Origin of the sequence: Sphingopyxis lindanitolerans (assembly GCF_002993885.1) — a bacterium.
GTDB classification, from domain to species: domain Bacteria; phylum Pseudomonadota; class Alphaproteobacteria; order Sphingomonadales; family Sphingomonadaceae; genus Sphingopyxis; species Sphingopyxis lindanitolerans.
In genome coordinates this window covers 3604803-3630166 of sequence record NZ_CM009578.1, presented here as the reverse complement: position 1 = coordinate 3630166, position 25364 = coordinate 3604803, and the positions used below count along the sequence as shown (strand labels likewise).

The 25364-nt window shown below is 61.4% G+C and carries 24 protein-coding genes; 5 read left to right on the top strand and 19 right to left on the bottom strand.

Annotated features, from left to right (window positions below; all coding sequences use genetic code 11):
• Positions 1-2: 2 nt before the first annotated feature.
• Together yhhC and CVO77_RS17195 are read left to right on the top strand one after the other, a co-directional pair.
• The gene (gene yhhC, locus CVO77_RS17200) at positions 3-605 is read left to right on the top strand and encodes a cyclophane-containing peptide 2OG-Fe(II) oxygenase YhhC (protein WP_106000109.1); all 603 of its coding nucleotides are present in this window, start codon (positions 3-5) and stop codon (positions 603-605) included.
• Positions 606-717: 112 nt separating this feature from the next.
• Positions 718-1401, top strand: coding sequence for an aKG-HExxH-type peptide beta-hydroxylase (locus CVO77_RS17195; RefSeq protein ID WP_158258118.1), 684 nt, complete (start codon positions 718-720; stop codon positions 1399-1401).
• Here the strand turns inward: CVO77_RS17195 and CVO77_RS17190 are convergent.
• The 8 genes from CVO77_RS17190 to CVO77_RS17155 form a co-directional block, all read right to left on the bottom strand.
• Positions 1398-2165 carry an HNH endonuclease family protein gene (locus CVO77_RS17190; RefSeq protein WP_106000107.1) on the bottom strand — a complete coding sequence of 256 codons (768 nt, stop codon included), beginning with the start codon at positions 2163-2165 and terminating at the stop codon, positions 1398-1400. The genes CVO77_RS17195 and CVO77_RS17190 overlap by 4 nt on opposite strands.
• The gene (locus tag CVO77_RS17185; RefSeq protein ID WP_158258117.1) at positions 2162-3493 is read right to left on the bottom strand and encodes an AAA family ATPase; all 1332 of its coding nucleotides are present in this window, start codon (positions 3491-3493) and stop codon (positions 2162-2164) included. Before CVO77_RS17185 ends, CVO77_RS17190 begins: the two co-directional genes overlap by 4 nt.
• Positions 3494-3690: 197 nt before the next feature.
• Positions 3691-4809 (bottom strand): hypothetical protein, encoded by a 1119-nt coding sequence (locus tag CVO77_RS17180; RefSeq protein WP_106000105.1) that lies wholly within the window; start codon positions 4807-4809, stop codon positions 3691-3693.
• Between the two features lie 115 nt (positions 4810-4924).
• Positions 4925-6295 carry a hypothetical protein gene (locus CVO77_RS17175; RefSeq protein ID WP_106000104.1) on the bottom strand — a complete coding sequence of 457 codons (1371 nt, stop codon included), beginning with the start codon at positions 6293-6295 and terminating at the stop codon, positions 4925-4927.
• Positions 6296-6370: 75 nt separating this feature from the next.
• Positions 6371-7015 carry a peptidoglycan-binding protein gene (locus tag CVO77_RS17170; RefSeq protein WP_158258116.1) on the bottom strand — a complete coding sequence of 215 codons (645 nt, stop codon included), beginning with the start codon at positions 7013-7015 and terminating at the stop codon, positions 6371-6373.
• A complete protein-coding gene (hxsC, locus tag CVO77_RS17165) occupies positions 7012-8094 on the bottom strand; it encodes a His-Xaa-Ser system radical SAM maturase HxsC (RefSeq protein ID WP_106000103.1) in 1083 nt (360 codons plus the stop codon). The genes CVO77_RS17170 and hxsC overlap by 4 nt, the downstream gene beginning before the upstream one ends.
• Complete coding sequence (hxsB, locus tag CVO77_RS17160; RefSeq protein WP_106000102.1) at positions 8091-9500, bottom strand: His-Xaa-Ser system radical SAM maturase HxsB; 1410 nt, start codon at positions 9498-9500, stop codon at positions 8091-8093. The genes hxsC and hxsB overlap by 4 nt, the downstream gene beginning before the upstream one ends.
• A complete protein-coding gene (locus CVO77_RS17155; protein WP_158258115.1) occupies positions 9500-9676 on the bottom strand; it encodes a hypothetical protein in 177 nt (58 codons plus the stop codon). The genes hxsB and CVO77_RS17155 overlap by 1 nt, the downstream gene beginning before the upstream one ends.
• Before the next feature lie 167 nt (positions 9677-9843).
• Here CVO77_RS17155 and CVO77_RS17150 point away from each other — a divergent pair, with 167 nt between their 5' ends.
• Positions 9844-10473 carry a hypothetical protein gene (locus CVO77_RS17150; protein WP_146130898.1) on the top strand — a complete coding sequence of 210 codons (630 nt, stop codon included), beginning with the start codon at positions 9844-9846 and terminating at the stop codon, positions 10471-10473.
• Positions 10474-10547: 74 nt separating this feature from the next.
• On the opposite strand, the gene CVO77_RS17145 is transcribed toward CVO77_RS17150, so the two are convergent.
• From CVO77_RS17145 to CVO77_RS17130, 4 genes are all read right to left on the bottom strand, one after another.
• A complete protein-coding gene (locus CVO77_RS17145) occupies positions 10548-13709 on the bottom strand; it encodes a DEAD/DEAH box helicase (protein ID WP_158258114.1) in 3162 nt (1053 codons plus the stop codon).
• Positions 13710-14047: 338 nt separating this feature from the next.
• Positions 14048-15262: a DUF2235 domain-containing protein gene (locus CVO77_RS17140; protein ID WP_106000098.1), complete on the bottom strand. Its 1215-nt coding sequence runs from the start codon at positions 15260-15262 to the stop codon at positions 14048-14050.
• 56 nt (positions 15263-15318) lie between these two features.
• Positions 15319-16626, bottom strand: coding sequence for an MBL fold metallo-hydrolase (locus CVO77_RS17135; protein ID WP_106000097.1), 1308 nt, complete (start codon positions 16624-16626; stop codon positions 15319-15321).
• 352 nt (positions 16627-16978) lie between these two features.
• Positions 16979-18121 (bottom strand): citrate/2-methylcitrate synthase, encoded by a 1143-nt coding sequence (locus tag CVO77_RS17130; protein WP_106000096.1) that lies wholly within the window; start codon positions 18119-18121, stop codon positions 16979-16981.
• Positions 18122-18199: 78 nt separating this feature from the next.
• Here CVO77_RS17130 and CVO77_RS17125 point away from each other — a divergent pair, with 78 nt between their 5' ends.
• Entirely contained in the window at positions 18200-19267 is a 1068-nt protein-coding gene (locus tag CVO77_RS17125; RefSeq protein WP_106000095.1) for a citrate synthase/methylcitrate synthase, read from the top strand.
• A gap of 129 nt (positions 19268-19396) precedes the next feature.
• Here the strand turns inward: CVO77_RS17125 and rlxS are convergent, their stop codons facing one another.
• From rlxS to CVO77_RS17100, 5 genes are all read right to left on the bottom strand, one after another.
• Positions 19397-21376, bottom strand: coding sequence for a relaxase/mobilization nuclease RlxS (gene rlxS / locus CVO77_RS17120; protein WP_106000094.1), 1980 nt, complete (start codon positions 21374-21376; stop codon positions 19397-19399).
• A gap of 307 nt (positions 21377-21683) precedes the next feature.
• Positions 21684-22040, bottom strand: coding sequence for a hypothetical protein (locus tag CVO77_RS17115; RefSeq protein ID WP_106000093.1), 357 nt, complete (start codon positions 22038-22040; stop codon positions 21684-21686).
• A gap of 222 nt (positions 22041-22262) precedes the next feature.
• Entirely contained in the window at positions 22263-22862 is a 600-nt protein-coding gene (locus tag CVO77_RS17110) for a lytic transglycosylase domain-containing protein (protein ID WP_106000092.1), read from the bottom strand.
• Positions 22850-23314 (bottom strand): S26 family signal peptidase, encoded by a 465-nt coding sequence (locus tag CVO77_RS17105; RefSeq protein ID WP_242445994.1) that lies wholly within the window; start codon positions 23312-23314, stop codon positions 22850-22852. Before CVO77_RS17105 ends, CVO77_RS17110 begins: the two co-directional genes overlap by 13 nt.
• A gap of 85 nt (positions 23315-23399) precedes the next feature.
• A complete protein-coding gene (locus CVO77_RS17100) occupies positions 23400-23639 on the bottom strand; it encodes a helix-turn-helix transcriptional regulator (RefSeq protein WP_106000090.1) in 240 nt (79 codons plus the stop codon).
• A gap of 184 nt (positions 23640-23823) precedes the next feature.
• On the opposite strand from CVO77_RS17100, the gene CVO77_RS17095 reads away from it, so the two are divergent.
• The gene (locus tag CVO77_RS17095) at positions 23824-24036 is read left to right on the top strand and encodes a hypothetical protein (RefSeq protein WP_106000089.1); all 213 of its coding nucleotides are present in this window, start codon (positions 23824-23826) and stop codon (positions 24034-24036) included.
• Here the strand turns inward: CVO77_RS17095 and CVO77_RS17090 are convergent.
• Positions 24028-24939, bottom strand: a complete 912-nt coding sequence (locus CVO77_RS17090; RefSeq protein WP_106000088.1) for a HEPN domain-containing protein — start codon at positions 24937-24939, stop codon at positions 24028-24030. The two genes, CVO77_RS17095 and CVO77_RS17090, sit on opposite strands and share 9 nt — an antisense overlap.
• Before the next feature lie 86 nt (positions 24940-25025).
• Positions 25026-25349 carry a DUF736 domain-containing protein gene (locus CVO77_RS17085; RefSeq protein WP_106000087.1) on the bottom strand — a complete coding sequence of 108 codons (324 nt, stop codon included), beginning with the start codon at positions 25347-25349 and terminating at the stop codon, positions 25026-25028.
• Positions 25350-25364 lie beyond the last annotated feature (15 nt).

The window sequence follows — 25364 nt, the reverse complement described above, 5'->3', positions numbered from 1 at the left end:
TCGTGAAGGACACGGCTATCGCGGCATCGCCGCTTGCGATTTGCGAGCACGCACGAACGCCATTTCCGTATTTTGTAGCCGACCACTGCATCGAACCGGCCTTGGAGTCGGCCTTGCTTGATTGGTTCGAAGGCGATGCGCCTTGGCAACTCGTCGAACATGACTTTTACGAGCAATATGAGTTCAGCCTCTTTGACGCTTGCCCGCCCGAAATTGCGGAACATCTGGTTTCGAGCGATGCAATCGGTTGGCTGACAGCTGCTATCGGCAATCATTTTGGAGTGAAGATTTCGCGGCAGGTCGAGCTTGTCGCACACAAGCTCGTCCCAGGTCAGCGCATCGCGATCCACAATGACTTTCTTGATGGCGGCGAAACGCACCGCCTCACAGTTCAGCTCAATCGCGGACTCGATGACGCCGATGGCGGCTTCTTCATGCTCTTCAACAGTTTCGATGCAGCGGACATTCATCGCATTTTGCGCCCTGTCAGCGGGACCGGCATCGGATTCGAGATCGGGCCTGAATCGCACCATGCGGTATCGCGCATGCATGGCGGCGAACGCTATACCCTCGTCTATTCCTTTCATGCCCTTCCCGCTGCATAGGCCGAGTAGCCGGCCTGCCTCATGGCAGCCTGGGCTCGCCGCCAATCTTGCGGTCAGCTTCGAGCGATCCCATGCAGCGCGCCTCGCGACTGGTTACAGCACCGCGTCCTGGTTGGGTCTGGCAACGAGTGACGGCCCGGCCACAGTTCCGATCCTGCAGCATTCGGCGCAGTTCGAATTGCTGACAGGTCCCGCACGTCAACGTTATGAGGGGCTGGCGCTTGTCCTTGCCGAGACGCTCCCAGGCGAGGTGGAAGCTGCGCTCTTCCGCGAGGCCGTCCAACTCTTGAGGCATGGGGATCAATTGAGGGATGCCGTCCGCGTACTGGTCCGGAGCGTGCATGCGTTGGTTCCGTGCGGTGAGGGCTTTGATACCAGCCATTCGGACCCGGACGTGCCGTTCTCGGTCTTTCTGTCGATCCCGACGGGCGAAAAGCACGCGGCTTTGCGCCTCGCCGAATCAATCCTCCACGAAGCGATGCACCTGCAACTTTCGCTATTCGAGGCCGGTGAGCCATTGGTCGGCGAGTCCGATGCATCGGGTTATTCGCCTTGGCAGGGCACCGTCCGGCCGATCGGTGGACTCGTCCATGGCCTCTTCGTTTTTCGAGCAATTTTCGACTGGCTCGGGACTTTGGATAGCGCTTGCTCCGATGGCGCAAGCACATTGGCCTATGTCGAGAATCGCCGTCACGAAATCTTGCAGGAGATGTCCTGCATCGCAGACCTTGCGGCCTCGCCAGCCCTGACGCCCACGGGCGCCCGCCTGGTCACGACTTGGCTAGACTTCAGTTAAGCGGCTGGGGGTGCGAGCATGTCCGACGCCATCGCGCTGAACTTGGAGGTCGGAAGGACCGCCTCGAGGAGGAACGCCCCGGCGTCTTGAATTGCCTCGAGCGCTTCCGCGTTGGCACCATCTTCGGGCATTGCTGCAATTTTGCGCAGCAGATCGAGTGTCTGATAAAGCTCAAGCCGGGCTTCGATCAATGGCAGGCGATTGAGCGCTACATAATCGACAGTCGTCCGCCCTTGAACAGTGGTCCCGACGGCAACTTCATCCGCAAAGCGGATGTGATCGCGCGGATCCAGTGGCCCGCTGGGATCGAGGATCAACGGAGCTTCGTTGGCGATGCTGCCATGATGGTTTAGGGCGCGTTGCCCGGGATCGGCGAGCGGGAAAAAATTCTTCTTGTGGCTGCGGTTGCAGACTTGGCAGCTATAATAGAGGTTTTCCCAGATATATCCGAGCCAATAATATCCCGGATAAAGTTTGGCTTGGCGCCTGGCTTGCTGCGAATATTTCTTGGGCCGGAAGTGCTCGACATCTGCTGCGGCGTTAGCTTCGAAAATGCCTTCGCAAAAGCAGCATTTGCTGTGTTGCGCGGTTCGAAGCACGTCCTTCACCTGCGCGTGGCCATATATTTTCGAATCGATCTCAAATGCCAGCACGCCGCTATCATACGGCATCGCATCTTCATCATAGAGCGCGCAATCCGCAGCAGTCAGAACGATGCCTTCGGCAAGCTTGGCCGGCGTTTCCGGCTTCGCAACGCGGATCATTGCGTGCCGGGCTGGCCGATCGCCGCCGCCGCGCGCCGGATGATATCCATGGCGCGCTGGTCTTCCTCCCGCTCGGCCGTGGGCAGGTTGTGGACCTGTGCATTGAGCTGTGCGAGTTCGGTGCTCTCCTCGGCGCTCAGTCGGGATTTGGTCGCTAAGGCATTGCGCCGCTCAATGACCTTCTCGACGGCGATCGGGCGCGCCGATTCTAAGCCGAACAACTCGCTGGTCAGTATCTGGTCGAGCCTCCAGTTTTTGACAACTGCAGGATCGCTGACGATCGCCACTTCGCCGCAGTCGGCGTGCAGAACCGCGAGGTTGGTGTCGAGAGCATCCTGCGCCATCAGCGGGCTGTGCGCCGTCGCGATGAACTGGACCGCCGGGAAATGCGTGGTCAGATGCCGCCGGATCGACCGCTGCCACTGAGGATGCAAATGAAGATCGATTTCGTCGACGATCACGATCGCTGGCTCAAGCAACGGGTTGGGACAGTCAGGATAGTGGTTAAGTAGCCGCCAAGCGATATCGGCCGTCCACGCCATGACGGTCTGGTAGCCCAGGCTCATGCGGGTGATTGGAACAACGCCAAACGGCGTCTTGATCCAGACGCCTCCTTCGTCGTCGTCCGTGCCGGGTAGGCGCGGGCCGCGAATGTCGATGTCGTCGGGATGGTCAAGATAGGGCAAGATCTCCACCAACAAGGCCTTAAGGCTGGCAAGCTTCGACTTCGCATTCTCGCGTTTCTTCAGCCTCAGATAGTCCAGCCTAGAGAGAGTCTCTTCGGGATCGAACAACTCGGCAGCCGCGTCGAACAGGGAATCGATTTGGCCCTTGCCCGACGAACGCTCCAGATTAGCTCGGCCCATGTGTCTTCCAGCGCCATATGCGAGGACAAGGGGCTCCACTGGTTTTCCGGGAAAATCGGCGGTCGGGATCACATCCTTGATCCGCCCCTTCGATCGCGTAATTTCGATGGCGGTGACAATTTTGCGCCGCTTGCGGCGGCCCGATCCGTCAAATGTTGCTCCAGCAATCAATTCTGCCCGCAGCGACGCAGGTCCATCCGTGCCGGAGCGAGTGTATGCCTTGAGGGTCGCGTTGTCCTCTTCGCGAAAGAGTTCGGGTTCCACCGGATGGGGTACGGCGCCGTCGTCATCGTCCGGCGCCTCGTTGACGACAGGACGCATACGCGCCAGGCACTGGAGAAGTGTGGTTTTGCCGACACCATTATCGCCGAGGATAAGAGTCCATTGTGCCGGGCGCCCATGCGCGTCGAGCAAGTCGAAACATTGGCGCGTCCCGAACGATCGAATGTTCTCGAGTTCCAATCGAGTGAAATAGACAGGCTGGCTTTGCGGTCTCATGATTTGGCGCTCTTAGTCTTGGGCAGGATGCGAATCATTGTTCATTGCCTTGATAGTCTTTCCATCTGGACAGGTCCAAGTGCCGCGATCAGCCTCTGAATTCCGACCGGTGGCTGGTCTCGAAGACGGATAGTCCAGACGCTGATGGGGTGGGCACCCGATCAGTCGATTGCTTTCGCAACTTGTTCGAAGCGGGCAGCCTTTCTGACACCTCCTATCAGGTCGACGATCGAGTCAGGCTGCGCCCGAACGCGGCGGAAATCTTCCAATGTGCGTTTGTCGACAAAGAGTTCGTCGACATATGGGGCGAGCGCTGCGAGATCACCGTCGACAACGTCACTTCCCGCGCTTCGTTGACGGTCTTGTCCGTGACGCTGCAGGGCCTTCTGGATACGCCAACTCGGCAGGATCTTCATGTCGAGCGCCTTGAGATCCTCAAATGGGCGCCCAAGATTATCGGCAACGATTTTCATGCGCGAGCGAAAGAGCGCAAGCTCGTTCAGATCAGCCATGACGGAGTCGTCGCGGACCTCGTCGGCATCGAGCCCTTGCTCTGTTAGCGCTGCCACCAACAAGTCGCGGACCTCCATTTGGGGCGGTATCTCGAAGCTTTCGACCGGGCTCATGAACGCAGCGGTCATGGAGGCAGGATCGCTTATCTCCCGGTCGCCTCGGGTCTGAATATGGTCTAATATCTCTCCACGCATATGGCGCTTTCTGACCATTTGCTTTTCGAGGTTCCGTATCGAACCTCGCGCGATTTCGCCCACGGTTCGTTGATCGTCGAACAGCTTCATGCTCCGTGTGGCCGCTATCAGCTTTGCCCTTTCGCGCTTTCGCAGGCAGTCCTGACGCACAACTTCCCAAACCCAGGTGAATTGGCCAAGCCCATCTTCTCCCGTCCCGAAATGCAACATCACCCTTCGCGCGGAGTCTCGAATAGTTTCGAGATCATTTGAACCTTCGAGCGTTGCAGCAGCTTCTGCGGACAATATGTCGACAATCGACCCTAGGCTCTGTGTGTCTTGCGGAAATCTGATGAACGCGATGTGCGGAAGCCCCTGGATAAAATCGATCCTTCGCCGGGCCCATTCAGCATCGTCAATACAAAGCAACTCCTCGACATGATGCCAACACAGGAGTGGCATGCGGCCAGCCGCCAGCAATCTCTGGTGGAAATCGAGTCCGATTTGTCGACGCGTGGCGTGCCGACCAAGAGCTGCATCAACCCAGCCGGCCCAGTGCGAGCTGTCCGGAGAGATAATGCGAAAACCGTTCATGACCAGGTTTCGGCGCGTCGTGATTGCGCGCACAAGCAGCTAACATCGTATGAGACGTCGTCATCGTCCCTGATTGCCAGCCTGGAGTTAGGGGGTTTATGGACGGAAGGCGTCATCAAGCTCCCGACCTTTGTAGCGCTTCCTGTTCGATCTCATCGCGCATGGCCTCCGTGCTGACCGAACCTGGCGTTCGCCTGTCCTCGGATATCTTCGGGGGCTTGGCCTGCCATGCAATCAGGTGTTCCCCGACGTTCGCATGATATTGGCTCGCGACCTGCAACAATTCGCTGACGAAATTCTTTCGCTGGCTGAACTTGCCGCCAAGGTCGCGTACGAGCAGCACGTCGAATGCATGTGGCGCCATGCCCGGGCGGTCTTGCGAAGCGATATCGAGATCGGCGCGCAGGGCCGAAAGCGGATATTGTGTGGATGGCGAACTACCTGGCCAGCCGAGACGGACATAGAGGTCGGTGGGTTCTGCACTCGCGAGCTGGCGCAAGAGCCAGGACAGTCTCGCCTTGGTTGATTTCTTGTCGGCTGGTGCCTTAAGCCGCATCCCGAATGCGAGCGTCCTCTTGGGAAGGTCGGCTGCAATCTGAATGCGCGCGGCGGCGCCGGGAATTGCGATTTCGGTTTTCAGACAATTTCCTGCGGAAAGCGATGCGAGCGCGCCCTTCAGGCGCTTGGCCGGGTCACTTGCCTCGTCCCCACTCAAGGTCAGCTTTACTTGCTTGCCGATCTGGCGGCTGAGTGTCGCGATCATCCTGTCGAGCGCCTGATGCCACCCGCCGACGACATCCTGAGCAAGAGGATGTTTCGCCGGTACGCCCGCTCCGGCAGCAACCTGGGCGCATATCTCGGACCAGGCTGCCGGCATTTGATCATATTCCTTCACGCCGGAAGAACCGTGCAGAAGAAAGCGTTGAAGCTCCGCCAGCAAGATTTGCTGTTCGCGATCCGCTACTGCGCCTTGCTCGCGAAGCAACTGTGCTTGCGTGATCACATAGCCCCACGACCAGTGGAACAGGCCGACCTTCTTTGTCAGGCTGGAGTTGATAGTGAGAGGATGGTGCGTCGGGAGAGCGGTAAACTGGTTTGACAAGGTTATGACCGCGTCGATGCCATTGATCCGGGCTAGCGCGAGATAGCCTTCGATCTGGGCATTGGTGAGGTCGTTGGTGCCGACCTTCGCTTCGACAAGCGCAGTCCAGACTTTGCCGCCATTGCGCAACATGATCAGCCCGTCTGGCCGCTCGCTCTTGTCGGGCGAAGTTTTTTTGAGAACGACCTCGGTGAACGTGTCGATCTTGGCGCGCGCGCCTGCCTTTGCGCCAAGCCCTCCGAGCAATACCCGGCCAAACTCGCCGACATTCTCGAGGCAAGCGAGGAAGATCGATAGCGTCCGCCCTTCCTTCGAATTTTCTGACAGCACCGGGAATAAACGGGCAGCTTCGCCCGCGGTCAGAAAATCGGGGATGTCGCTCATGATGTTCTTCCTAATTGAGTGCGCCGCATCTGATGGGTTCGATCCGAGTTTCTGCCGCGAAAATGTGTGAGGTGCCTAGGGCGAGCTCGATACCTTCAAAGAGTCGAGGGTCTCAGGAGTGATGGTTCCTGTCGTTTTCAGGCCATATTTGGACTGGTAGGCGCGGAGCGCTTTGCGCGTCGCCGGGCCGACATCACCGTCGATGGTGCCGCTGAACACGCCGTGTGCGAGCAGCGCGATCTGGACGCGCTTGACGATCGTCTTGAACAATTCGGAGCGGCCGGGGAGGGCCTTTAGCGGTTCGCTGCTCGCCGCGTCGGGCGAGCTGTAGAGGGTCGAGGGCGTCGCGCCCTGATAGGTCGATCCCGAGTTGTCGTTAGACGAGCCGCTAGACGAGGGGGGCGGCGAATAGACTGGCGCGGGATCATAGCTGCCCCCGCTGCCGCCCGTGCTCGATCGGTGGCTCGTATGGCTGCTGTGGCTACTGTGCGAATAATGGCCCCCGCTGCTCGATCGATGGCTGCTGTGACTGCTATGGCTCCGGTGGCTGCGGTGGTCGGCCAGCGTGATGCTATGGTCTTGGCGGAAGGTCTCATAGAGCGTCGTACCATTGCCGCGGTCGTCGGTCGCGGTGGTTGCTTTGAGGACATCGGGCGCGAGCGGGTCGCGGCTCCCGAACCCTGCGGCCACTAGCGAGGCGATGAGGAAGGTCCGGCTCATAGCGGCGTCACCCTGCCGATGTCGGCATCGGGATGCCATTCAAAGAAACCCGCGCACGCCTCGCGCTCGTTGCAGCCCTCGCACGCCGGCGCATATTTGCGTTTCCAGTCCGAGATCGAAGCAGGGGCGAGGTCGCGGTAGTTCGCGGGCACGGTGCAGCGCGGGAAGTTGAACAGGCGGACAGGGACATGCCGCATCTGCGCGGTGTCGATCGCGGCGGCGATCTCGCCGAAATGCCGGCGGTGATCGACATAGAGGTTCGACCAGCGGTTCTTCGCGAAGCCGATATTCTCGAGCTGCATGATCGACCAGCATTCGATGAAGCCGAGATGCCGCGTGATGAAGCGCGCGAGCATGGGCAGGCTGGCGACGTTCGGCGACAGCAGCACTGTGCGGAGTTCCACCCTGGCCCCGGCGCGCATGAGGACCGCGAAGCTCTCGAGGAGCCGCGCATATGCGTCGGCCTTGCCGACGATCTCGTCGTGAAGCGGCGCGTTGGGCGCGTAGAGCGGGATGCCCCAGATCATGTTGCGATAGGCTGGCTGCCTGAGGCGCTCGATGTCATCGGCGGTGAAATGCTGGCCGTTGCTGAGGATATGGAAACCGACGTCGGGCCGCACCTCGGCGGTGCGCTCGATGAGACGGAAGAGCTCCTCCTTGTAGAGCGTGGGCTCGCCGCCCGAGATGCCGATCACGCTGTCCTTGGCCGAGAGCAGGCACGCCTCCTCGAAATAGGCGAAGCGGTCGACATGGGTCTTCTTCGGCGGCTGCGAGCACATCACGCAGAGCTGGTCGCAACGCTCGGTCACGAGCAGCGTGTTATGCCGCGACCCATGGCGGAAGATGCGCTCGGCGCGTCCATTCTCGGGATCGACAAGCAACACGTCGCCCGCGAGGCTTTGCGTGCCGCCGCGGCCCACCGCGAAGACGCCATCGCGGCCGCTCAGCATATATTCGGCGACGTCGCTGCCGACGATGAGTGCGTCGGCCGCGTCACTGAGATTGTCCGCGCTGTCCTGGACACGGCAGACAAAGGGGCGGCGAGCTTCGCTCGTGGCCGGGAGGAGGAGGGGGATCATGCGGCCTGCTCTCCGAACGTGGCCGCCGTGCCGTCCAGCCGCAGCCAGCGGCTGAGAGAATAGTTCACCCGCTCGTCGCCGCGATAGATCAGCTCGAAGATATGGTCGAAGATGGCGAGATGCCTCTGGCAGAAGGCGGTCTCGGTGCGGTCGACGTCGATCGTGCCGTAACGCGCGAGATCGTCGATGACGTCCTTGCCGCAGAAGGGCTGATAGGCGCAGCGCTCGCACGCGGGGTCGAAGGCGTTGCTGCAATGGCCGTTGAGCAGCTCCCACGTCTCGCCCTTCCAGTCGTCGCCGACCTTGCCGAGGCCAAGATCGACGACGCCCGAGCGCGCGAGCATGCGCGCTTCATCGGTCGGATAGAGGGTGCCGTCATGGTCGATTACAAGATAGTCGACTCCGAGCGGGTTCGGGTTTCGAAGGTCGACGTGGCGGTCGGCGCGCGGCTGGAAGATACGGCGGAGACAAATGCTGAAATAGGTCTCCTCGAGGATGCGCGTCCGGTCCTCCCAGTTGCGCTCGATGATCAGCTCGACGAAAGCGCGGTGATAGGCGTTCCAGCTCGCGTCGAGCTCGCGCGAATAGCGGTGCCGCTTCCTTGCAAAGCCCTGATAATTGATCGGACGCAGGAAGATGCTGTCGAGCCCGAAGTTCTTGTAGGTGTCGATGATCGCGTCGATCGCGGGCGGCGCTTTCGGGTCGATCGTCGGGAGCGCCGATATTTTCTCGGGGCCGTAGCGCGCGATGACCGCCTTGAGATTTTCGAGGAAGATGGTCGTGCGCTCGCCGGTGCGCTGGCTCGCGTGCGTGGCCTCGGTGCCATCGAGCGAGGTGCTGATGTAAAGATGTTCATTGTCGAAAATCGACCAGAGCGTCTCGTCGATCGCCTGGAGATTGGTGCAGACGACGAACTGCTTGTGTTCGAACCGCTCGCAGCGCTCGATCACGGCCTGGATGAGATCGGGGCGCAGCGTCGGCTCGCCGCCCTGGAACTCGATCTTGATATGGTCCGTCGGCAGCGCGTCGATGAAGCCCATCACCGCGGCGAGCGTCGCGTCCGACCAGTCGAACCCCTGCGCCTTGTCGGTTACGCGCGAGACCTGGCAATAGGAGCAGCTGAGATTGCACCGCAAGGTGGGCACGAGGATTAGATAGTCGAGCCCGCCGGTGCGCGACCAGCGCTGCGCGAGATTGAAGAGCCGCGCCGTTCCCCAGAAAGGCTCTTCGCGGCGGACCATATGGCCGCGGTCGACGAGGAATGTTTCGTCGGCGGGCGTGGCGCCGCCGGCCAACAGGCGCCCCAGAAAATCGCCGCCGCTCGCGAAGAATTCGCCGGTGTCGGAGACATGGAGGACCCGCTCGTCGGCGATCGCACGATACCGCACGGGCGAGGAGGCGAGCATCAGCGAACGAGCTCCGCGAGATCCTGACGCCGCCGGTCGCCCGACATATGGCGGTTCATCTCGGTCAGCAAAGTTGCTTTCCAGATGAGCGCTATCGCATCGGCGCTGCGCGTCTGCGATGTAATTTCGATATGCTCGGGGAGCCGCTCGACTAGCAGGTCGGGATAAAATTTCACGAGCCATGTTAGGGCATCGGCAAAGGATGCCCGCTCTTCATCGGCATGCGCGACTCTATATTTGCCCAATTGCAGCGCCTCCCCCGGTACAGACTTTAGTCTGGGCATAGCGAGAGGTTCAAGCTAAACTATCTCCACATATTGTTTGGGGGCGGGCGCAAATCCAAGTGACGGGGGCGGAAACACCGCAAGGCAACAACGCGGGTTGTTGGGCGATAGCGATCATCGCCGGACTGATATTGTCGGTCTCCTTTTGCTCCGAAAAAAAGAACGCCGCGTCCGAAGCAGTGGAATCCATGTCGGTGGCCGCGCCGGTCGATGCAGCGGGTAAGCCAGTGATCGAGCCGCTCAGCTCCAAGGCGATCGCGGCCGGGTTCGATCACTATGAAAAAGTTGCCAAGTCTGCGGTCGAAGGAGGCGCCGAAATCTATAGCACCAACTGCTTTGCCTCTCTAGCAAAGGACTTCAGTTGGTCGACTCTCGACCGCTGCGGCGCGTTCGATCAGGCCGCGGTGAGGATGGCTGATGCAGATGTGAGCTATTTCAATCAGAGCGAGCTCGATTACTTTGCGTCAGAGGCGGCAGCGGGCCGCTATCTTGCAGTTGGAACCACGGCGGGCCTGTCCGGCGACAACGCTGACGTTCGCCTCGCTCAGCTCCAAAAGGAAGCCGCAGACCAGCGACTTCCCAAGCTATCAAGCAAGTCAGCAGTTTCGGCAGCGGCTGCGACTGAAGATGCCGCTGAGGCTCCCGTTATGGACGAATATACGCCCGAGGAAGAGCTCGCTGCCGAGTGATCACCGGTCAGCGGAGTGGCGGCTATTTAGAATTCGGCCCCAAAAGCCGACCGCCTTCAAGCGGCCGAGGACGCCTATGCGCTGCCGATAACGTGCAACGGGATGGCGGACGTATCCGTCAGATATAGATCGGTGGCGGCAAGAAGATCGAGTTGCCGTGTGACAAGGCCGGCCTTGGAAAGACCTGGCTGCACGATGTAGACCTTAAATTCGGGCATCAGCAGCCTCGCCTGCTTGTCTAAATCCCGAAGTACTTTGACATCGCCGCGTTCAAAGCGAGTAACGTGAGCACGCCCGGCTTTCGCCATCCGCGACTTGCGGCCTTCCTCACGGCGGCGCAGGTGCTTGAAGAGCTCGGGGACCATCCCGCGCCAATGCGTGCTTCGCTGAGCTTGCCCGCAGACCGCGTATAGGTCTTCCACGCGCGCGCCGGCCTGGCCGCCGGCAAATTTGCAATGGTAGAGCCGAACGACAAGTCTACCATCGCGCACACCAATACATACGACGTCGGCGGCTTCGCCTGCGTCATCGTCGTCGAAGATGATAGGAAATTCGTCCGCAGTTGTTTCGGCGAGCAAAGAGTCGAGCAGGCGGCGCTGAATGGAGTCGGCGCGTTTCTCGACGTGCTGTGACTCCTTGGTGATGTCGACGCCCGTCCAATCCCAAACCGCAATTCTGTCTCGGTCAAAGGGATTGCGGCCCGCGCCGGCCGGAGGCACGAAAAGCTCGGTGCCTTCGAGGTAACCGCCATTTGCGAACCGGATCGCCGGCGGTTCCCTACGGAACCAGTCGCCGAGCGAGCGGGTGGTGCGCCCGATGCGGATCTGCGCGTCGAATGCCCCGGTCGGCACGTAATTAACCCCCTCGGACGTAAACCGAAGTTCGTAATCGGCAATTTTATCCGGAGTAACGATGCGGAAGCGAATGGGCGCATCTGTGGTGAAATCGGTGATTTGCAATTCGGTATCGAAGAAGGACGTTTGCTCGCCATCGATGGTGACGAGAATGGCGTCCTCAGAGCGCTTAAGGAATTCCTCGGGCCAGTCGATCAAAAGCGCAACGAGCGCGGGCCTCTCGGCGACATCCACTGGAAGGATGACGTTCTTGAAGACGTTGGCGGTCGAAATCGCCTCGTCGCTCAGTTTCGCGCCCATTGCGTGACACCAGTCAACCCACGCGGCCAAATCCTGAGCGGTCGACATGGACCATACCCGACCTTTTTGCGAGCAACCGACGGTGACGCGTACCCCATCCTGATAGCCATGGGCGAACAGGTTCGTCTTGCGCTTATTGAGACGGAGCGCTTCGGGAAGCGTATCGGTGATGTCGGACCCGACGTGGAGGCTAAAACGAAGTCGTTCGTTGATCACGTCGCTGAGGCCCAGATTGGTTAGAACCAGACGATTGACGTTGTGAAGCGAACGAAAGATGCGCTCACCCTTGATAATCGTTGCCTCAGCTCCCCCGACAGCCTGCGCCAGTTCTTCGTGTGTCGAGCTCTTGTTCGAGCTGTTGATATAGAGAAGCCCGAGTTGCTCATCCCAGTGAATGAGATACAGATGCCATTCGGTGTTACGGATATCACGCACATCGCCCCAAGCCACCGGATCGTATTCTCGGGTGATAAAAAGCAGCACCTTATCGCGCTCGTTAATGGTCGGTCCCGCATGTATCTCGGTATTGCCCATGACCGACAACGCCTGCTCCGGCCGCCAGCGCTGCACCTTGGTGCGATAGACGACGGCGCTCATTTTGGGGAAGATGTTGCGTAGCGACACCGCGTCCGGGACATCTTGGAATGCGTCCAAGAATTCCGATCGACGGGCTTGCCGGTTGTTTGCCCCTTCGCTGAGATCGCGCAGCAGCATGTTCCAGTCCGCATCGACGGCGTAAAGGTCTTGGAGCGCCTCGCCGACGCCAGGGTCGGCGATATTGGCGATCATTGTCGCGTCCCCAAGGTCCGAGCGTGAGCGCGTAAATCGCCCAGTGAACTGCAAGGTGATGGCAAGGCTTTTGTGGGGATCGTGGATTGCCGCGATCTTAAGTTCGGGTAGGTCGAACCCTTCTCCAAGCATATCGACGCACACGACAATATGCGAGTCGCCCCGGCGGAGCCGGGCAAGGCGCTCACTTCTCTCGCCCGCGGGAACTTTATTGTTGAGAAGCACTGGCGCGCGTTCGGGCGCCAAGCGCTGGTAAATCTCGTGGACCTTTCGTGCGCGCGGAATGTCAGCGCATCGCGCCATGACCAAGTGCTTGAAGCCCGCGGCCTGGTCCGCAGCCAACTGGGCAATCGCCGTCTCAGCAATGGCTAAGTCGGCTTCGTCCTGATCGATCTCATCAACTGACGAGAAGCCAATTTCCTTAAAGTAGCCTTCGCTCTGCGCCTTTCGCAGCGGATAATTGAAGACGAGTTTGCCGTCGACGTGCTTGCCGTCGTTACGGAAGGGTGTGGCAGTGAACTGAACGACATGGCGCAGGATGAATCGGTCCCGCATCGTCGACCAAGTGCGCGCAGAAATGTGGTGCGCCTCGTCGATAAAAAGGTGGGTGCATAACTCGGCCATCCGGCTCTGCACGGTCTCGCTGCATTGGCCGGCAATAGCCATTGTTGTGACGACGACATTGCAGCTGCGGAAGATAGCATCCACCTCGTCGCTGTCGCGTGGCTTGTGCTCGAGTAAACCGACAACAGGAAGCGGCGCGGCGGTATCTAGCGCTCCAAGCAATTTCAGCAGGCCCATTGTCAGAAACTTCTCGCCGATCTGGTCGCGAAGCGCTCCAGTAGGTACGATGACTAACAGTCGTTCGATGCGCTCACGGGCATGGAGCGCAAGCATCGTCTCGGTTTTGCCCGTGCCGGTTGGCATTACAACGGTGGCGGGAGCGCTGCTGGCCTTCCAGTGCGACAGTACTCCAAACAAGGCCCCAACTTGCGGCGGACGAAGGCCGGTCTCGACGATCTTGTCTGCGCTGCGTTGTTCCTCGCGAAAGGTAAAAGCCCCGACCCAAGCCGAAATGACGGCTTGGCACACCGCAGACGCAGCCGTCAAATCCTGCGCTTGAGGTTTTGCAGCCTGGGGCGAAATCCATTCCCCAGTGAGCGTGTCGGTGCCGCCGTCAAGGAATGCCTCAAGGTTGTGGCACAACAGAACCTCGCCCCACTCGGCGGGCGCCTTGATCCGGCGATCGGTGAGAAGCACGCCTGACCCGTCTGCGCGGACGAGCGCTTGCATCGCCCTTCGCCCAACCATTACCGATTCCGAAGCGACCTCTTCGTGTGATGCCTCTCGCGCGAGCTGCCGAATAGGATTTTTAAGTAACTTTCCATCGATCGAATAGCGGGCTGGGAAGTGAACTAACCGCTTATCACCTGTCATCGATCATTCTGCCTCTCCCGTATCATTTTGGTCGTGATAGCATATATCTCGAATTACTAGCGTAGGGCGAGCGGATCATGATGTTCCGGCGCCTCCTCGATTTGATAAAACTTGTAATAGAGTTCGGGCTTTCCTGATGTAAGTCCTTTGCAGGTATCGCGAGACTTATTTGGGCGAGCATGGAGACAGCAAGTTCAGCGCCCTGCGCTTGGATCGGATTGGGCCAGTCCGGGCATCGTCTCGGTCTGAAATATTTCGGGTAGATTGACCGGCTTGTAGCCAGGCACGGCGCCTTGCCGTTCGATCACCGACGCATGTACCCAAGCGTTCGGTAAGATGGTGCGTGGCTCGCCACGGGGAAGATAATAGCCGAGAAACGACCGCCGCTCGGTCCAGTCGAGATATTTCTTTTCTTTGGGCATAATCTCAAAAGGAGCCCAGGCCCAGCCGAGCGAGCGATGCAAGAGACCAGCGGGATCGGGCTTCATATAGTTACGGGCGCCTTCGCGCGGCTGGCCGCGGGCTATATGATTGACCATCGAGGTCCGGACGCGCAGGCCGTGCTTCTCGGCCTCTTCGATCATCCAAATAAGCGGGTATTTCGAGAGCGCGCTTTCGGTTTCGGCAAAGCCGCCGCCTACGTCGGAGTGACAGCCGGCGAACCAGACTTGGCGGCAATCCTGTGTGGGGAAGGTTTCGCCTTGCGAATAGCGATTTGGCCGAAATTCCTGGGGCTCCTTCCACGGGAGAATGCGGAACATGCGGCGGAACTCGTCGATCGCCATGGCGTGGCGGAACACGGCCACGGCCGGATTGTGCCGAGTGAAGGGAAGCTCCTCGAGCGTTGGGTCGGACAGAGGCGTGCTCCCCGGGACGATGACCGAGGAGACGGTATCCCAGACGCCGAGAAAATCGATGGCGGCCACCTGCGGCCGTACGACGTCGCGAAACTCGCGTGCAATCGCATGATCGTCGGTCTCGCTCGATCGCTTGTAGGCTTTAAGTGCATATTCCGCGAAATTGATCTGATGTTCGCGCAGCAAGCCGACGAGATAGATCATGCCCGCAAGCACGCGCACAGTGTAGGCCCCCCGACTGAAACCGAAGAGATAGATGCGGTCCCCTTCGCGGTAGTGGCGGCACAGAAAGCAGTAAGCCGCAAGAACGTCGCGATCGAGCCCATGCCCCGTCATCATCTCGAAGAGCGACGAGGCCGTCCGCCGCCATTTTCCCCACGTGCCCGGCATCGCAATCGTGCCAATCCCGGGGTGGTAGTAAGCGATCTGACGGTCGCTCTTCTCGGCAATCTTATAGAGCTTCAGGACATTCGAAAGCCGCGTCCCGATTTCGTTATTTGTCCCGTCACAGCATATGACGAGATTGCGTCCCTCGGTTTCGTCTTTCGCCATCTTCGTCTCCTGCCGGCTTCGGTTGCGGTCTGCGCCGATCCCGGCGAACGCCGGCGCTAGTCACTCAAACTGCTGTAACCTGCGCGGATGGAGCCGCCGGGGCCGATATCGATCAGAATATTGTCGCATCCACCCGGCATCTCGTCGGCGTCCGGCCCGACCTTGCGGTCACGCATTTCGCAGGCGCGCGCATCGTCTTCGAGGCGAAAACCATCCTCGCGGTCCGTTCGCAAAACCTGCCCGCGCCGCTCGAGCTCGGAGACGATCTCGGCATCGGGGAGCCTGACGCGGTGATAGGGGTAGGGGCCTGACGAAATCGCATAGATCGACGCGCCCACTGCATCGAGAAAAGCCGTTCGAGACGAAGTGAGGCTGCCATGATGCCCGACGACAAGCACGTCGGCCTTGAGGTCGGCAGCGCAGCATAGGAGGAGCTTTGCCTCGATGCTGCGCGGGCTGGGAGGCGTAGCGGGGAGCTCCCGCTCGCCGCCTTCAGCGTCGCCCGCAAGCAATATGCGCTTGCCGTCCAGGTCGAGGCTTACGACGACGCTGTTGCCATTGGGATCGGAATAGGGATGCGCGTCGCGATAAAGAAACCGCATCCGCGCGCGGGTCCCGAGCGCGACGGGTGCCTCGCTCATCATCTCAGCTTGACGGACGGTCACGGTGCCGTTGCACCCGCTTCCAGTGAAGGTCACATCGCGCGCCGCGTTCGATGCGATCGCATCATGATAGCGCGCGCCCGGTTCTGCCATCGCGGCCTTGAGGAAGTGGCAATAGCCATCGGTTTTGTTGACGCGCCCCGAATCCCAGACGTTGCCGATCTGAAACGTGTCGAAGACTGCGGGCATCAACTGAAGGTGATCCTTGTGCGGATGGCTGAGGATCAGGTGATCGATCCGAGTGAGGTCGGGGCGCGCCGCGCGGATATAGGCTACGACGCGGTTCTCATCCCCATCGTGAAGATCGTCCTGGCTTCCGGCGTCGTAAAGCAGCGCAAAGCCGGGACCTTCGACGAATACCGCCAGGCCGGTGCCGACATCGATGACATGGATCTTGTAACCGCTCTGTGCGAGCGCTTCCGTGCCTCCCTCGGTACGAACGATCGTCCACGCCTTGCTGACATAGCCGCGAGTGCCATCGGCGAGCTCGACGACGTACCAGCCGCTGATCTCGCCGACGAGCGTCGCGCTGTCGCCGGGTCGCAGGCGCGCGAGGATGGCAGTGTCTGTGGACGGGCCCTGGCGCACGAGAACCGCGCTCGAAACACGTGCGCTCGGCGCGACGTCGTCTGCGGTCGCTGGCGACGACATAAGTATGGCGACGCTGAGGAACAGCGCTGCAAAACACGATCGAAGCGTCATGAGGCCCCTCCTCGGAAGGTCGAGCTTAGCGACTAATTCGCGCGCGGAACAGGCCGGCTGTCCCGTCGCGAAGCAAAGACGTATCCATAACGGAGCCTAAAGCATCGAAGCGTTCGGCTTCGAACATTTACGACACAGCGCAACTGCTTTTCCGGTGACCGCCATTGGCGGCCGCGGTCAAGACGCTATGTATTGGCCAGGGAGGCACCGACGTCTGCTTCTTGTATTTGGCGCCCAAAACCTGCCTGACCGCAAACGGCCAGGTCCGGCGGCGGCTCACTGAACAGTCATCTCGATCGTGATTTGCGGTCGAACCAGTCGCGCCGCTTGGCGTGCCGTAGATGGCCTTAGACTATGTCGGAAATCCGGGCGAGGACGCTGCTGGACTTCGGCCATGGTAGTGCGCGCGGGGACGGATGATCGCACCGGTCGACGCCTGCTCCAGGGCATGCGCAACCCAGCCCACCGTTCGGGCGATGGCGAATAGGCCGAAACCCGATCGCGGTGGCAAGGCATGTCTACGCGCGATCGCGAGGAGTGCAAAATCGATGTTAGGCTGTAGCCCCAGCATGTCCATGACGGCATCCTGCAGCATCGCAAGCTCTCCTTCCGGCTGGATATGCGCGAGTAGGGCGCGCCCACGCGGGTCGCCATAGGGATAGAGCGGGTGGCCAAATCCCGGCAGCCCATGCCCGGTCGCGAGCCAGCGCTCGATTGCCGCATCGGCGCCCGTATTGATCGCCTCGGTGAGGAGAGATTCCAGTGCTGCGCCGGCGCCGCCATGTTTCGGCCCCGACAGGGTCGCTAGACCCGCAAGGATGCAGGCGGGCACGCCGGCGCCGGTGGACGCAGCAACGCGTACCGCAAACGTCGACGGGTTGAGTTCATGGTCGGCGAGCAAGACAAGGGTCCGGCGGACAAGTTCTTCGCCCTCGGTGTCGAGGGCCCACGCCGCGGAAAGCCGCTGATGGATCGGTCCCGCCCCGACCGCACCGAAAGCCGAGGCCATCGCTGCAACACACATCGCGCCTTCGTTCACCAATTTCGCGGCGGGCCTGCCGATGAGCGACCGCGCTCTTCCCGCCAACGCGGCGAGCGCCTGAAACGGATCGCCGTCAACGGCGACTTCTGGAAAGACAATGACGTTCGATTGTTCCCACAGCAGCGCCGCAACCTCTTCGAGCCCCATGCGCGCGGCGAGGGCCGTGGCGGCCTCACCGCGATAGATCAATTCGCCGTGACTGACTGTCGCAATCGCCGTGGGGATCACGGGTTCACCCCATGCTAATGTGCTCGCTGCGACGGATGTCTGGCGGCGCCCGCGGGCGCGCCGGTCGGAAAGCGCAAGAATATCGTCGCCCCGATAAAGGCTGCGCCGCGGGTCAGCGGGATCGCCTCGTCGTTCGATCTGCCCGCGGCTGACATAGGCATAGAGCGTCTGGGGCCGGACGTTGAGCTTCGCCAGCACCTCTTCACGGGTCATCCATTCGCGCATGATTGATTCACTTGATCAAGATTGATTCACTGTGTCGAACGGATCATCTCGCTCATCGTCAGTCAAGGAGCAAATGAAATGAACAATGGTCTTGAAGATGTCGTGGCGGCCGAAACGGTCCTGTCGGATGTACGCGGCGCCGAAGGGCAGTTGATCATCGGCGGATATCCGCTTGTCGCGCTGGCCGGGCGCTGGACCTTCGAACAGACCGCGCACCTGCTGTTTACCGGCTTCTTCGACGATTTGCCCGACGCAGCGGAATTCACGGCAAGGCTGGGCGCAGCGCGCGTCAACGTGTTCGAGCAGACGCGGGCGTTGCTCGGGCCGATTTCGAAACTGCCCACCTATGATGGAATGCGCGCCGCGATGGCGATGCTGCCCGACGGCACGGCGCTGCCCGATGCGCTGCGCCTGGTCGCGGCTCCTGCGGTGCTTCTTCCAGCACTGATCCGTTTGCAGGCGGGTGATGAGCCAATCGAGCCGTCGAGCAATGCCGGTCACGCCGCGGACGTGATCCGTATGCTGGGCCGATCAGACGGCGCCGAGGCGCTCGACACCTATCTCGTCACCGTGAGCGATCATGGCCTCAATGCTTCGACCTTCGCTGCGCGTGTAGTCGCTTCCACTCAGGCGGGGCTGACCTCCTCTGTCCTCGCGGGGCTGGGCGCGCTCAAGGGCCCGCTTCATGGCGGCGCCCCTGGTCCCGTCATCGACATGCTTGATGCGATCGCGGAGGAGGGGGATAGCGTCGGCTGGATCGAGCGTGCGCTGAATGAAGGCGAGCGGCTGATGGGATTCGGACACCGCATCTATCGCATGCGCGATCCGCGCGCCGACGCGCTCAAGGCCGGGCTCCGGTCATTCAGAGATGTCGATGCACGGCTACGTTTTGCAGAAGGTGTCGAGCAGGTTGCGCTCGAAGCGCTCCATCGACGCAAACCTGACCGGGTGCTCGAAACCAATGTCGAATTCTATACGGCATTGCTGTTGGAAGCAGCGGGATTTCCGAAGCATGTATTCACCGGCGTTTTTGCGATGGGGCGCATCGCGGGCTGGCTGGCGCATGCCCGCGAACAGGCGCTGACTGGCCGGTTGATCCGGCCGGCATCCCGCTATGTGGGGCCAGTGACGAAGGATGCAGCCTGAAGGTAGCCCAGCGCCTTGTGTCGGCTACAGCCAAGCCGGGATTTGTCGCGATGTACGCTTCTCAAGATCTGCCCCCAAAAGCGGTCTGACCGCAACCGGCCACCACCGGCCCTGAGAGACACCGTCGCCCTACGATATATTCGGGCCGCTTCGTCCCCGCCCGAAAGCCCAGCTGACGCTGTCCCCTCGCACGACCCCCGCGACATCCTTCCCAAGTTGACGATCCAGCACAGGTCGCCAAGGCACCAGCGTAAAATCCCGCGCGCGTTCCACCAACGCAAAACGCCCGCTCACCATGTCGACGCGTCGGCGAAAAACTCCCCTCACCTGTTCGCCAGTCCGTGCTTCGGCAAAGGGGGTGCCCAACTCCTCCGATAATATGCCTCCGATGCGCATGATTTCGCGTCGGCGAAGCGTGTCGATCATGTCGGGCGGGGTCACGAACCGCCCGTCCGTCTCCTGCCCCAGCTCTTGCGTGATAAGCCATTGCCGACGACGCGCCTGCGCTTCGCGGACATCGCGTCCAAATCCGGCATCGCGGAGCGGCACGGGATCGGCGGCAACGAGCTCCTGGTCAAGCCATGTCGCTGCATCGACATCGACAAGATGTTCGAGCCGCTCGGCCGACAAGGTTTCAACCACAACTGGCCGGTCTCTTGATCGCATTTGCTCATAGGTCGCCGCTCGCTCAAGATGATCGGGCGCGATGGCCCAGCTTCCATCCGCCTCTCGGGTTGCTCCGCCCGTCAGTCGGCGGATCGCCTCCAGCCGACGAACATGCGTCTCGGCAAAGGCTTCGGTCGCAGCCGGATCATGGCGAAGATGAAGATCGACATCGTATCGCCCGCCGTTGGCGGCGGCGACCTCGGCAACGACGCGATCCGAATCCCTCACGGTGACGCGAGCCGCCTCGATCCGGACAATGGCTCCGATCGAATGAGAATCGAGATTTTCGCCCTTGCCGATGTCAACATAATGCGTGCGTCCGTCGGTAGCTTCGACAAGCACAAAATGTCGATCATCGATCTCGTCGGACAAACCGCGCTTGAGGATGCGCCCGACGATCGGCTGCGGCGCCGTGGCGGCATCATAAATGGCCTGATCAACAAGCGCCGGAGCCCGTCCATTTTCCGCGAAAGCGCGCTGCATCGTCCGGATGATGTCGCCGCGCTCGCCCATGCGGCGAAGCGTTTCCGCGGCGCCGGGAACAAGTCGCCAGTGCGTTGCGCCCACTGGCTCGGCCAATCCCAGTCGCTCGAGCTTCCGCAGCCGCCCGATACGCAGCGTCTGATCGAGGGCACTGCGCGCGGCCGCACTGACGAGCGTGTCGGCGTCGGCCTCACGCAACAAGGCGCGATCGATGCTGGTCAGCCGCTCTTGTTCGATCTCGCTGCGCAATCGGTCCTGAACGGCTTCGGCCGAGCGCGGACCAAGGTCGAGATCGACCAGTTCGGCGGCGCGTTCGCGCATGCCGCCCGTGATATATTCGCGGGCAATGATCAGATCCTTGCCGCGATCGTCCCTCCCCCGAACCACGATATGCGTGTGCGGATGGCCGGTATTGAAATGATCGACAGCAACCCAGTCGAGGGTCGTTCCCAGATCGTCCTCCATCCGCGCCATCAACCGCCGCGTCAGCGATTTGAGATCGTCATATTCGGCGCCATCTTCGGGCGAGACGATGAACCGGAATTGATGACGATCGCCCTCGCCGCGCACGAGGAAAGATTTGCTATCGGCCTCGTCGCTTTCGGCACCATATAATTGTCCCCGCCCGCCATCGCGCGTGGTGCCGTCGCGTTCGACATAACGAAGGTGGGCGCGCGCCGCCTGGGCGCCCTTCCCCGCCAGCTTGACGATACGCGATTTCACGATGACGCGGCGCTGGCGAAACGCGGCAAATTTATCGCGGCTACCAAGTACGCGGCCGACCCCCGATCCGCGGCCGATACGGCTCCCATCGAAACGGGTCCGGCGCTTCGGTCCGCCAACGGTCACCCCGGCAAGATTGGCGGCCGCCAGAATGCGGTGAAGATATTTCTTCCCGCGCGATTTGCCGCGCGCGCGCATCCGTCCCAAGCGGGGTTCGAAGTCATCGTCATCGCTCATGACAGGCAGAATGACCGCACCTTGGCCCTTTGAAAACCGGTGCCAAAATAGGCGCGGATTCTCGCGGGGTGGCGACAGGCTTGGCACCATGGCGCGCAGGACGGTGCCAGAACTCCGGCTTGGAGCGGCGAAAAAAGGATGTGCAGACAACAGCTTATGGAGCCGGTCCGCAGAACCGGCACCATAGCTTAATCTTGCCTTACGCGCTCCCCCTCCAAAACCGCTGAAATTCCGCCATCCACCCCACCGCCGAGGCAAAAAAGAAAGGAGCGACGCACCCAGGCGCCGCTCCTCCAAGTCTGCACGATCAAGCCATCGCAAAAGCTGCGCGTGCCTGACTTTCGCTTTCGAACGCGCGTCTGCCGATCATGCCGTGCGCGATTCCATCGCCATCCACGATCATCATCGCGAAGAAATATGCGCCATCGAGCCGCCCGAATATTGCGATCCGATCGAGCTCGATCTCTTCGCCATCGATGCTCTCATACGCTCCGATCCAGCGCTCTTCGATCCGCGCCTCCCAGTGAAAATCAACCTCTTCGGCATCGACGAAACGCTGTGCCAGTGCTGCCCCGGCACCTCTGCCGAACTCGACCTCAAGGCCAGCAACCAGCGCCGCAAACACGCGATCCGACGCGACACCGATGTTCTGATAAACGCCCATGACATGCTCCTTCCTTCGCCCCGAACCATTCGAGGACCATCCCTCGACGACGGGCGCCGGAGCGGCTGTCAGGGCCGCCGAAGCGCAGCGGAGGCGCCGCGAAGCGGCGGTGGAGGAACCGATTTGCGCAGCAAATTGGAGGGGCCGCCGGCCTTGAAAGCCGCTTCGGCGCCCGTCATACTCGGCCTTGCCGAGACGAGCCCCCCCCCACCCCGCCCGAAGTCAGGGATTGGGCCGGTGAATGAAGAAAATGGGGTCGATCGCTCGGTCGTCTCGATCGCCGCGCCGGTCCTCGCCGCCGCGCTTTGCGGCCATCGGAACCGCGCCGTTTGGCCGCGACGGCACCGGCGCCGCCGCTGTTCCGGTGACGGTTTGCAGATAGGCGGTGGTCTCGCTCGGCAGGCGCGAACGACCGGCCAGATAGGCGGCATATCGACCAGGTCCGGCGTTATAGGCGGCGAACATGCCGGGGTAGCCGAAGCGATCGTACATCATCCGCAGATAGGCTGTTCCGGCGATGATATTGTCGCCGGGATCGTGCGGATCGGTCCCGAGACCGAGGCGGACGCGCAAGTCCGCCCAGGTGCCTGGCATCAACTGCATGAGACCCATTGCACCGGCGCGGCTGGTGATCGGACGCCCAGCGAGCATGGTGCGCCCGCCGCTCTCGGCGCGGATGACGCGCTCGATCCAACCCGCCGGGATGCCGAACCGCGCCGACGCTTCGGCGATATGCGGCTGCCACTGCGCGACCGGATCGGCATAGGCGGGGGTGGCGACGAACAGCGCCAGCGCGGCGACGACGAGCTTCAGCGGAGCCATAAAGGCAACGCCCTGCCGATGATGTCGCCCCGCGTGGTCGCCCCGAAATAGCGGCCATCGAACGACGCCGGATCGTCCATCAAAAGCAATACGCTCGCGCCGCCGAGCACTGTGCATCCCTGCCAAAGCGGCATTGCGCGCCCGGCGCCATCATGGGTGCGGGCCGTTGCGACAACGACGCCGTTGACCCGAACCACACCCTCGTCCGCGCAGATTTCATCGCCAGGCATCGCGGCGATGCGTTTGATGAGCGGGACGTTGGCGGGAAGATAATGCCGCCGCGCGGCAAGCGCCCGCCACGGCTCGGCGAGGCGGGCCGCGACCATGTCGCCGCGACGAAGCGGCGCGTTCGGGGCCACCGACCACAGGCCGATCGGGGCGCTGGCGCTGGCGTTCCAGATCAGGCGCGGATGCGGCGGGAGCAGGATCGTCGTGCCGATCGCGGCGGTCAACGCGGCGCACATAGCGGTCCAGCGAGGATGACGGCAGGCCGGCTGGCGGGCGGCGCGCCATGCGTGAGCCAGGTGGCGAAGCGCGTCACGCATCGCCGTTCCCCTTGGCATCGCGAAGCGCCCAGGCATCGATATCGTCGATATGATAGCGGATAAAGCGGCCATGGCGCCGATAGCGCGGGCCGGTTCCGTTCGACCGATATTCCTGCAAGGTCCGCGTCGTCAGCCCGAGATAGAAAGCCGTCTGCTCGGGATTGAGAAACGGCATGCCGCTCCGCGCCTTGGCAGCGCGCGCTGCGGCATTATCGTCACTGGATGAAGCCATGACCCATGCTCCTCGAAGAAGGACGCCTCGTGGCGCCGCGAGAGGGGCGGTCGATGGCGCGGATCGAACGCGCCGGGGAGGATCGAAAAACGCCGATGCGAAAATCGATCCCCCTGCGCTTTTGTCTATGTTCTATTTATGTTCTCATAACTGCCCCTGCCGGAAGATCGGCGAATCGACAGTGATGGAGAGAAAATTGCAGCACGACGTGCGGCTGCGCGCGGCTGCGCGCGCGATTTACGACGCCTGTTATCCGGGCGACGAATGGGCGCCGGTGGGTTTCGAGGAAGCCGAGCGCTGCCGGACGATTCACTATCGGCAGGCGGTCGGCGCGGCGCTCGAAGCGCGCACCGTGCTCACGGCGCCGGTACAGCCCGAATTGTTTGCGTTAGGCTGAGATCGGGTCGCCCTTCAGGTGGCGTTCGGCGACGGCTTTGACCGCAACCTGGAGCAGTTCAATCCGCGCGACGAGCCATGCGAGTTCGGCTTCGGTGATCTTGTAATGCGGCGAATAGCGCGCGTTGACATAGGCCTGTTGCAGCAATTCGAAGCAGCGGCGTGCAAGTTTCTCATCGCGCGGCCACACCGCAATCAGGTCGCGCGCGATGTCCTCGGCCCTGTCGCGGAGGAAATTGATCTTGTGCGATTTGGGCGAATAGAGGGTCAGCGTGTGGAGCACGGCGTGATAGAAATGCTCGGTCGCTTGATGCAGGAAAAACGCCGCGTGGTTGTTCAGACCCTCGGAGATGGCGAAGTTCGCGCTCTTCAAAAAACCTGAAGCGCTGGCGAACCACGTATCGAAATATCCCTGCGCTTCCTCGCGCGCGACCTCGGGCGAGAGCGGCTTAGGCGGATCAAAAGATTGCGTCCCGAACTCGTAAAGCACGATCCCGTCGCGCACGATGTCGATGAAAAAGGGTCGCCCGCGCGACAGCTGAAAATTGACGTCGCCGAGGCTGTGGACGATCAGCCCGACCGGCGCCGACAGCCGCTTGGTGATCCCATATTCGCGCAGGAAATGATCCTCGGCCTTGTACCAGTAATCGACCGGATCGGTCAGCCGGTCGTCGTTGACGACGACGAGGATGTCATAATCGGAATAATAGCCGCCCTTGGGATCGGCGACCCAATCGCCGCGCGCATAGCTGCCGTAAAGAATGACCTTGAGGATGCGCCCCTGCTTCTTCCACTTCTGCGTCGATAGCGCCGTCGCATCCTCGAACTCGGCGAAGAGGATTTCTACGATACGCGCAAGGTCGCGTTTCTTGCGGTCGGGAAGATGGTCGAGATCGGTTTTCATCTGTTCAGAATCCTAGCCGAATATCGCGCCGCGACAAGGAAAAGGGTGACCCCGCACCCGCCGGAGCGGGTGCGGGGTCGGACCCGTCAGTCGGCGGGGTTCCAGATGACGGCATAGGTGTCGTCATCGTCCTGGCCCGCCGCGCGGCCGAGGTTCGCGTAGAGGCGGCGCGGCCCGAACTCGGGGGCAGCGAGGCTCAGCGACACATAGTCGCGCCCCGATGCCTCGCCGGTGCGGACCCAGCCCGCGCCGATCTCGACGCCGTCCGACCAGACCCGAAAATCGGGCTGCATCTCGCCCGCCTTGTTGCGGTTGGGCCGAATTTCGATGCTCGCGCGGATCGAAAGCGTCTTGAGCTGGCCGACAAAACCCTGTTCGACGGTGCCGTTCACATAACCGATGGCTGCCATTGTTCGTCTCCTTCC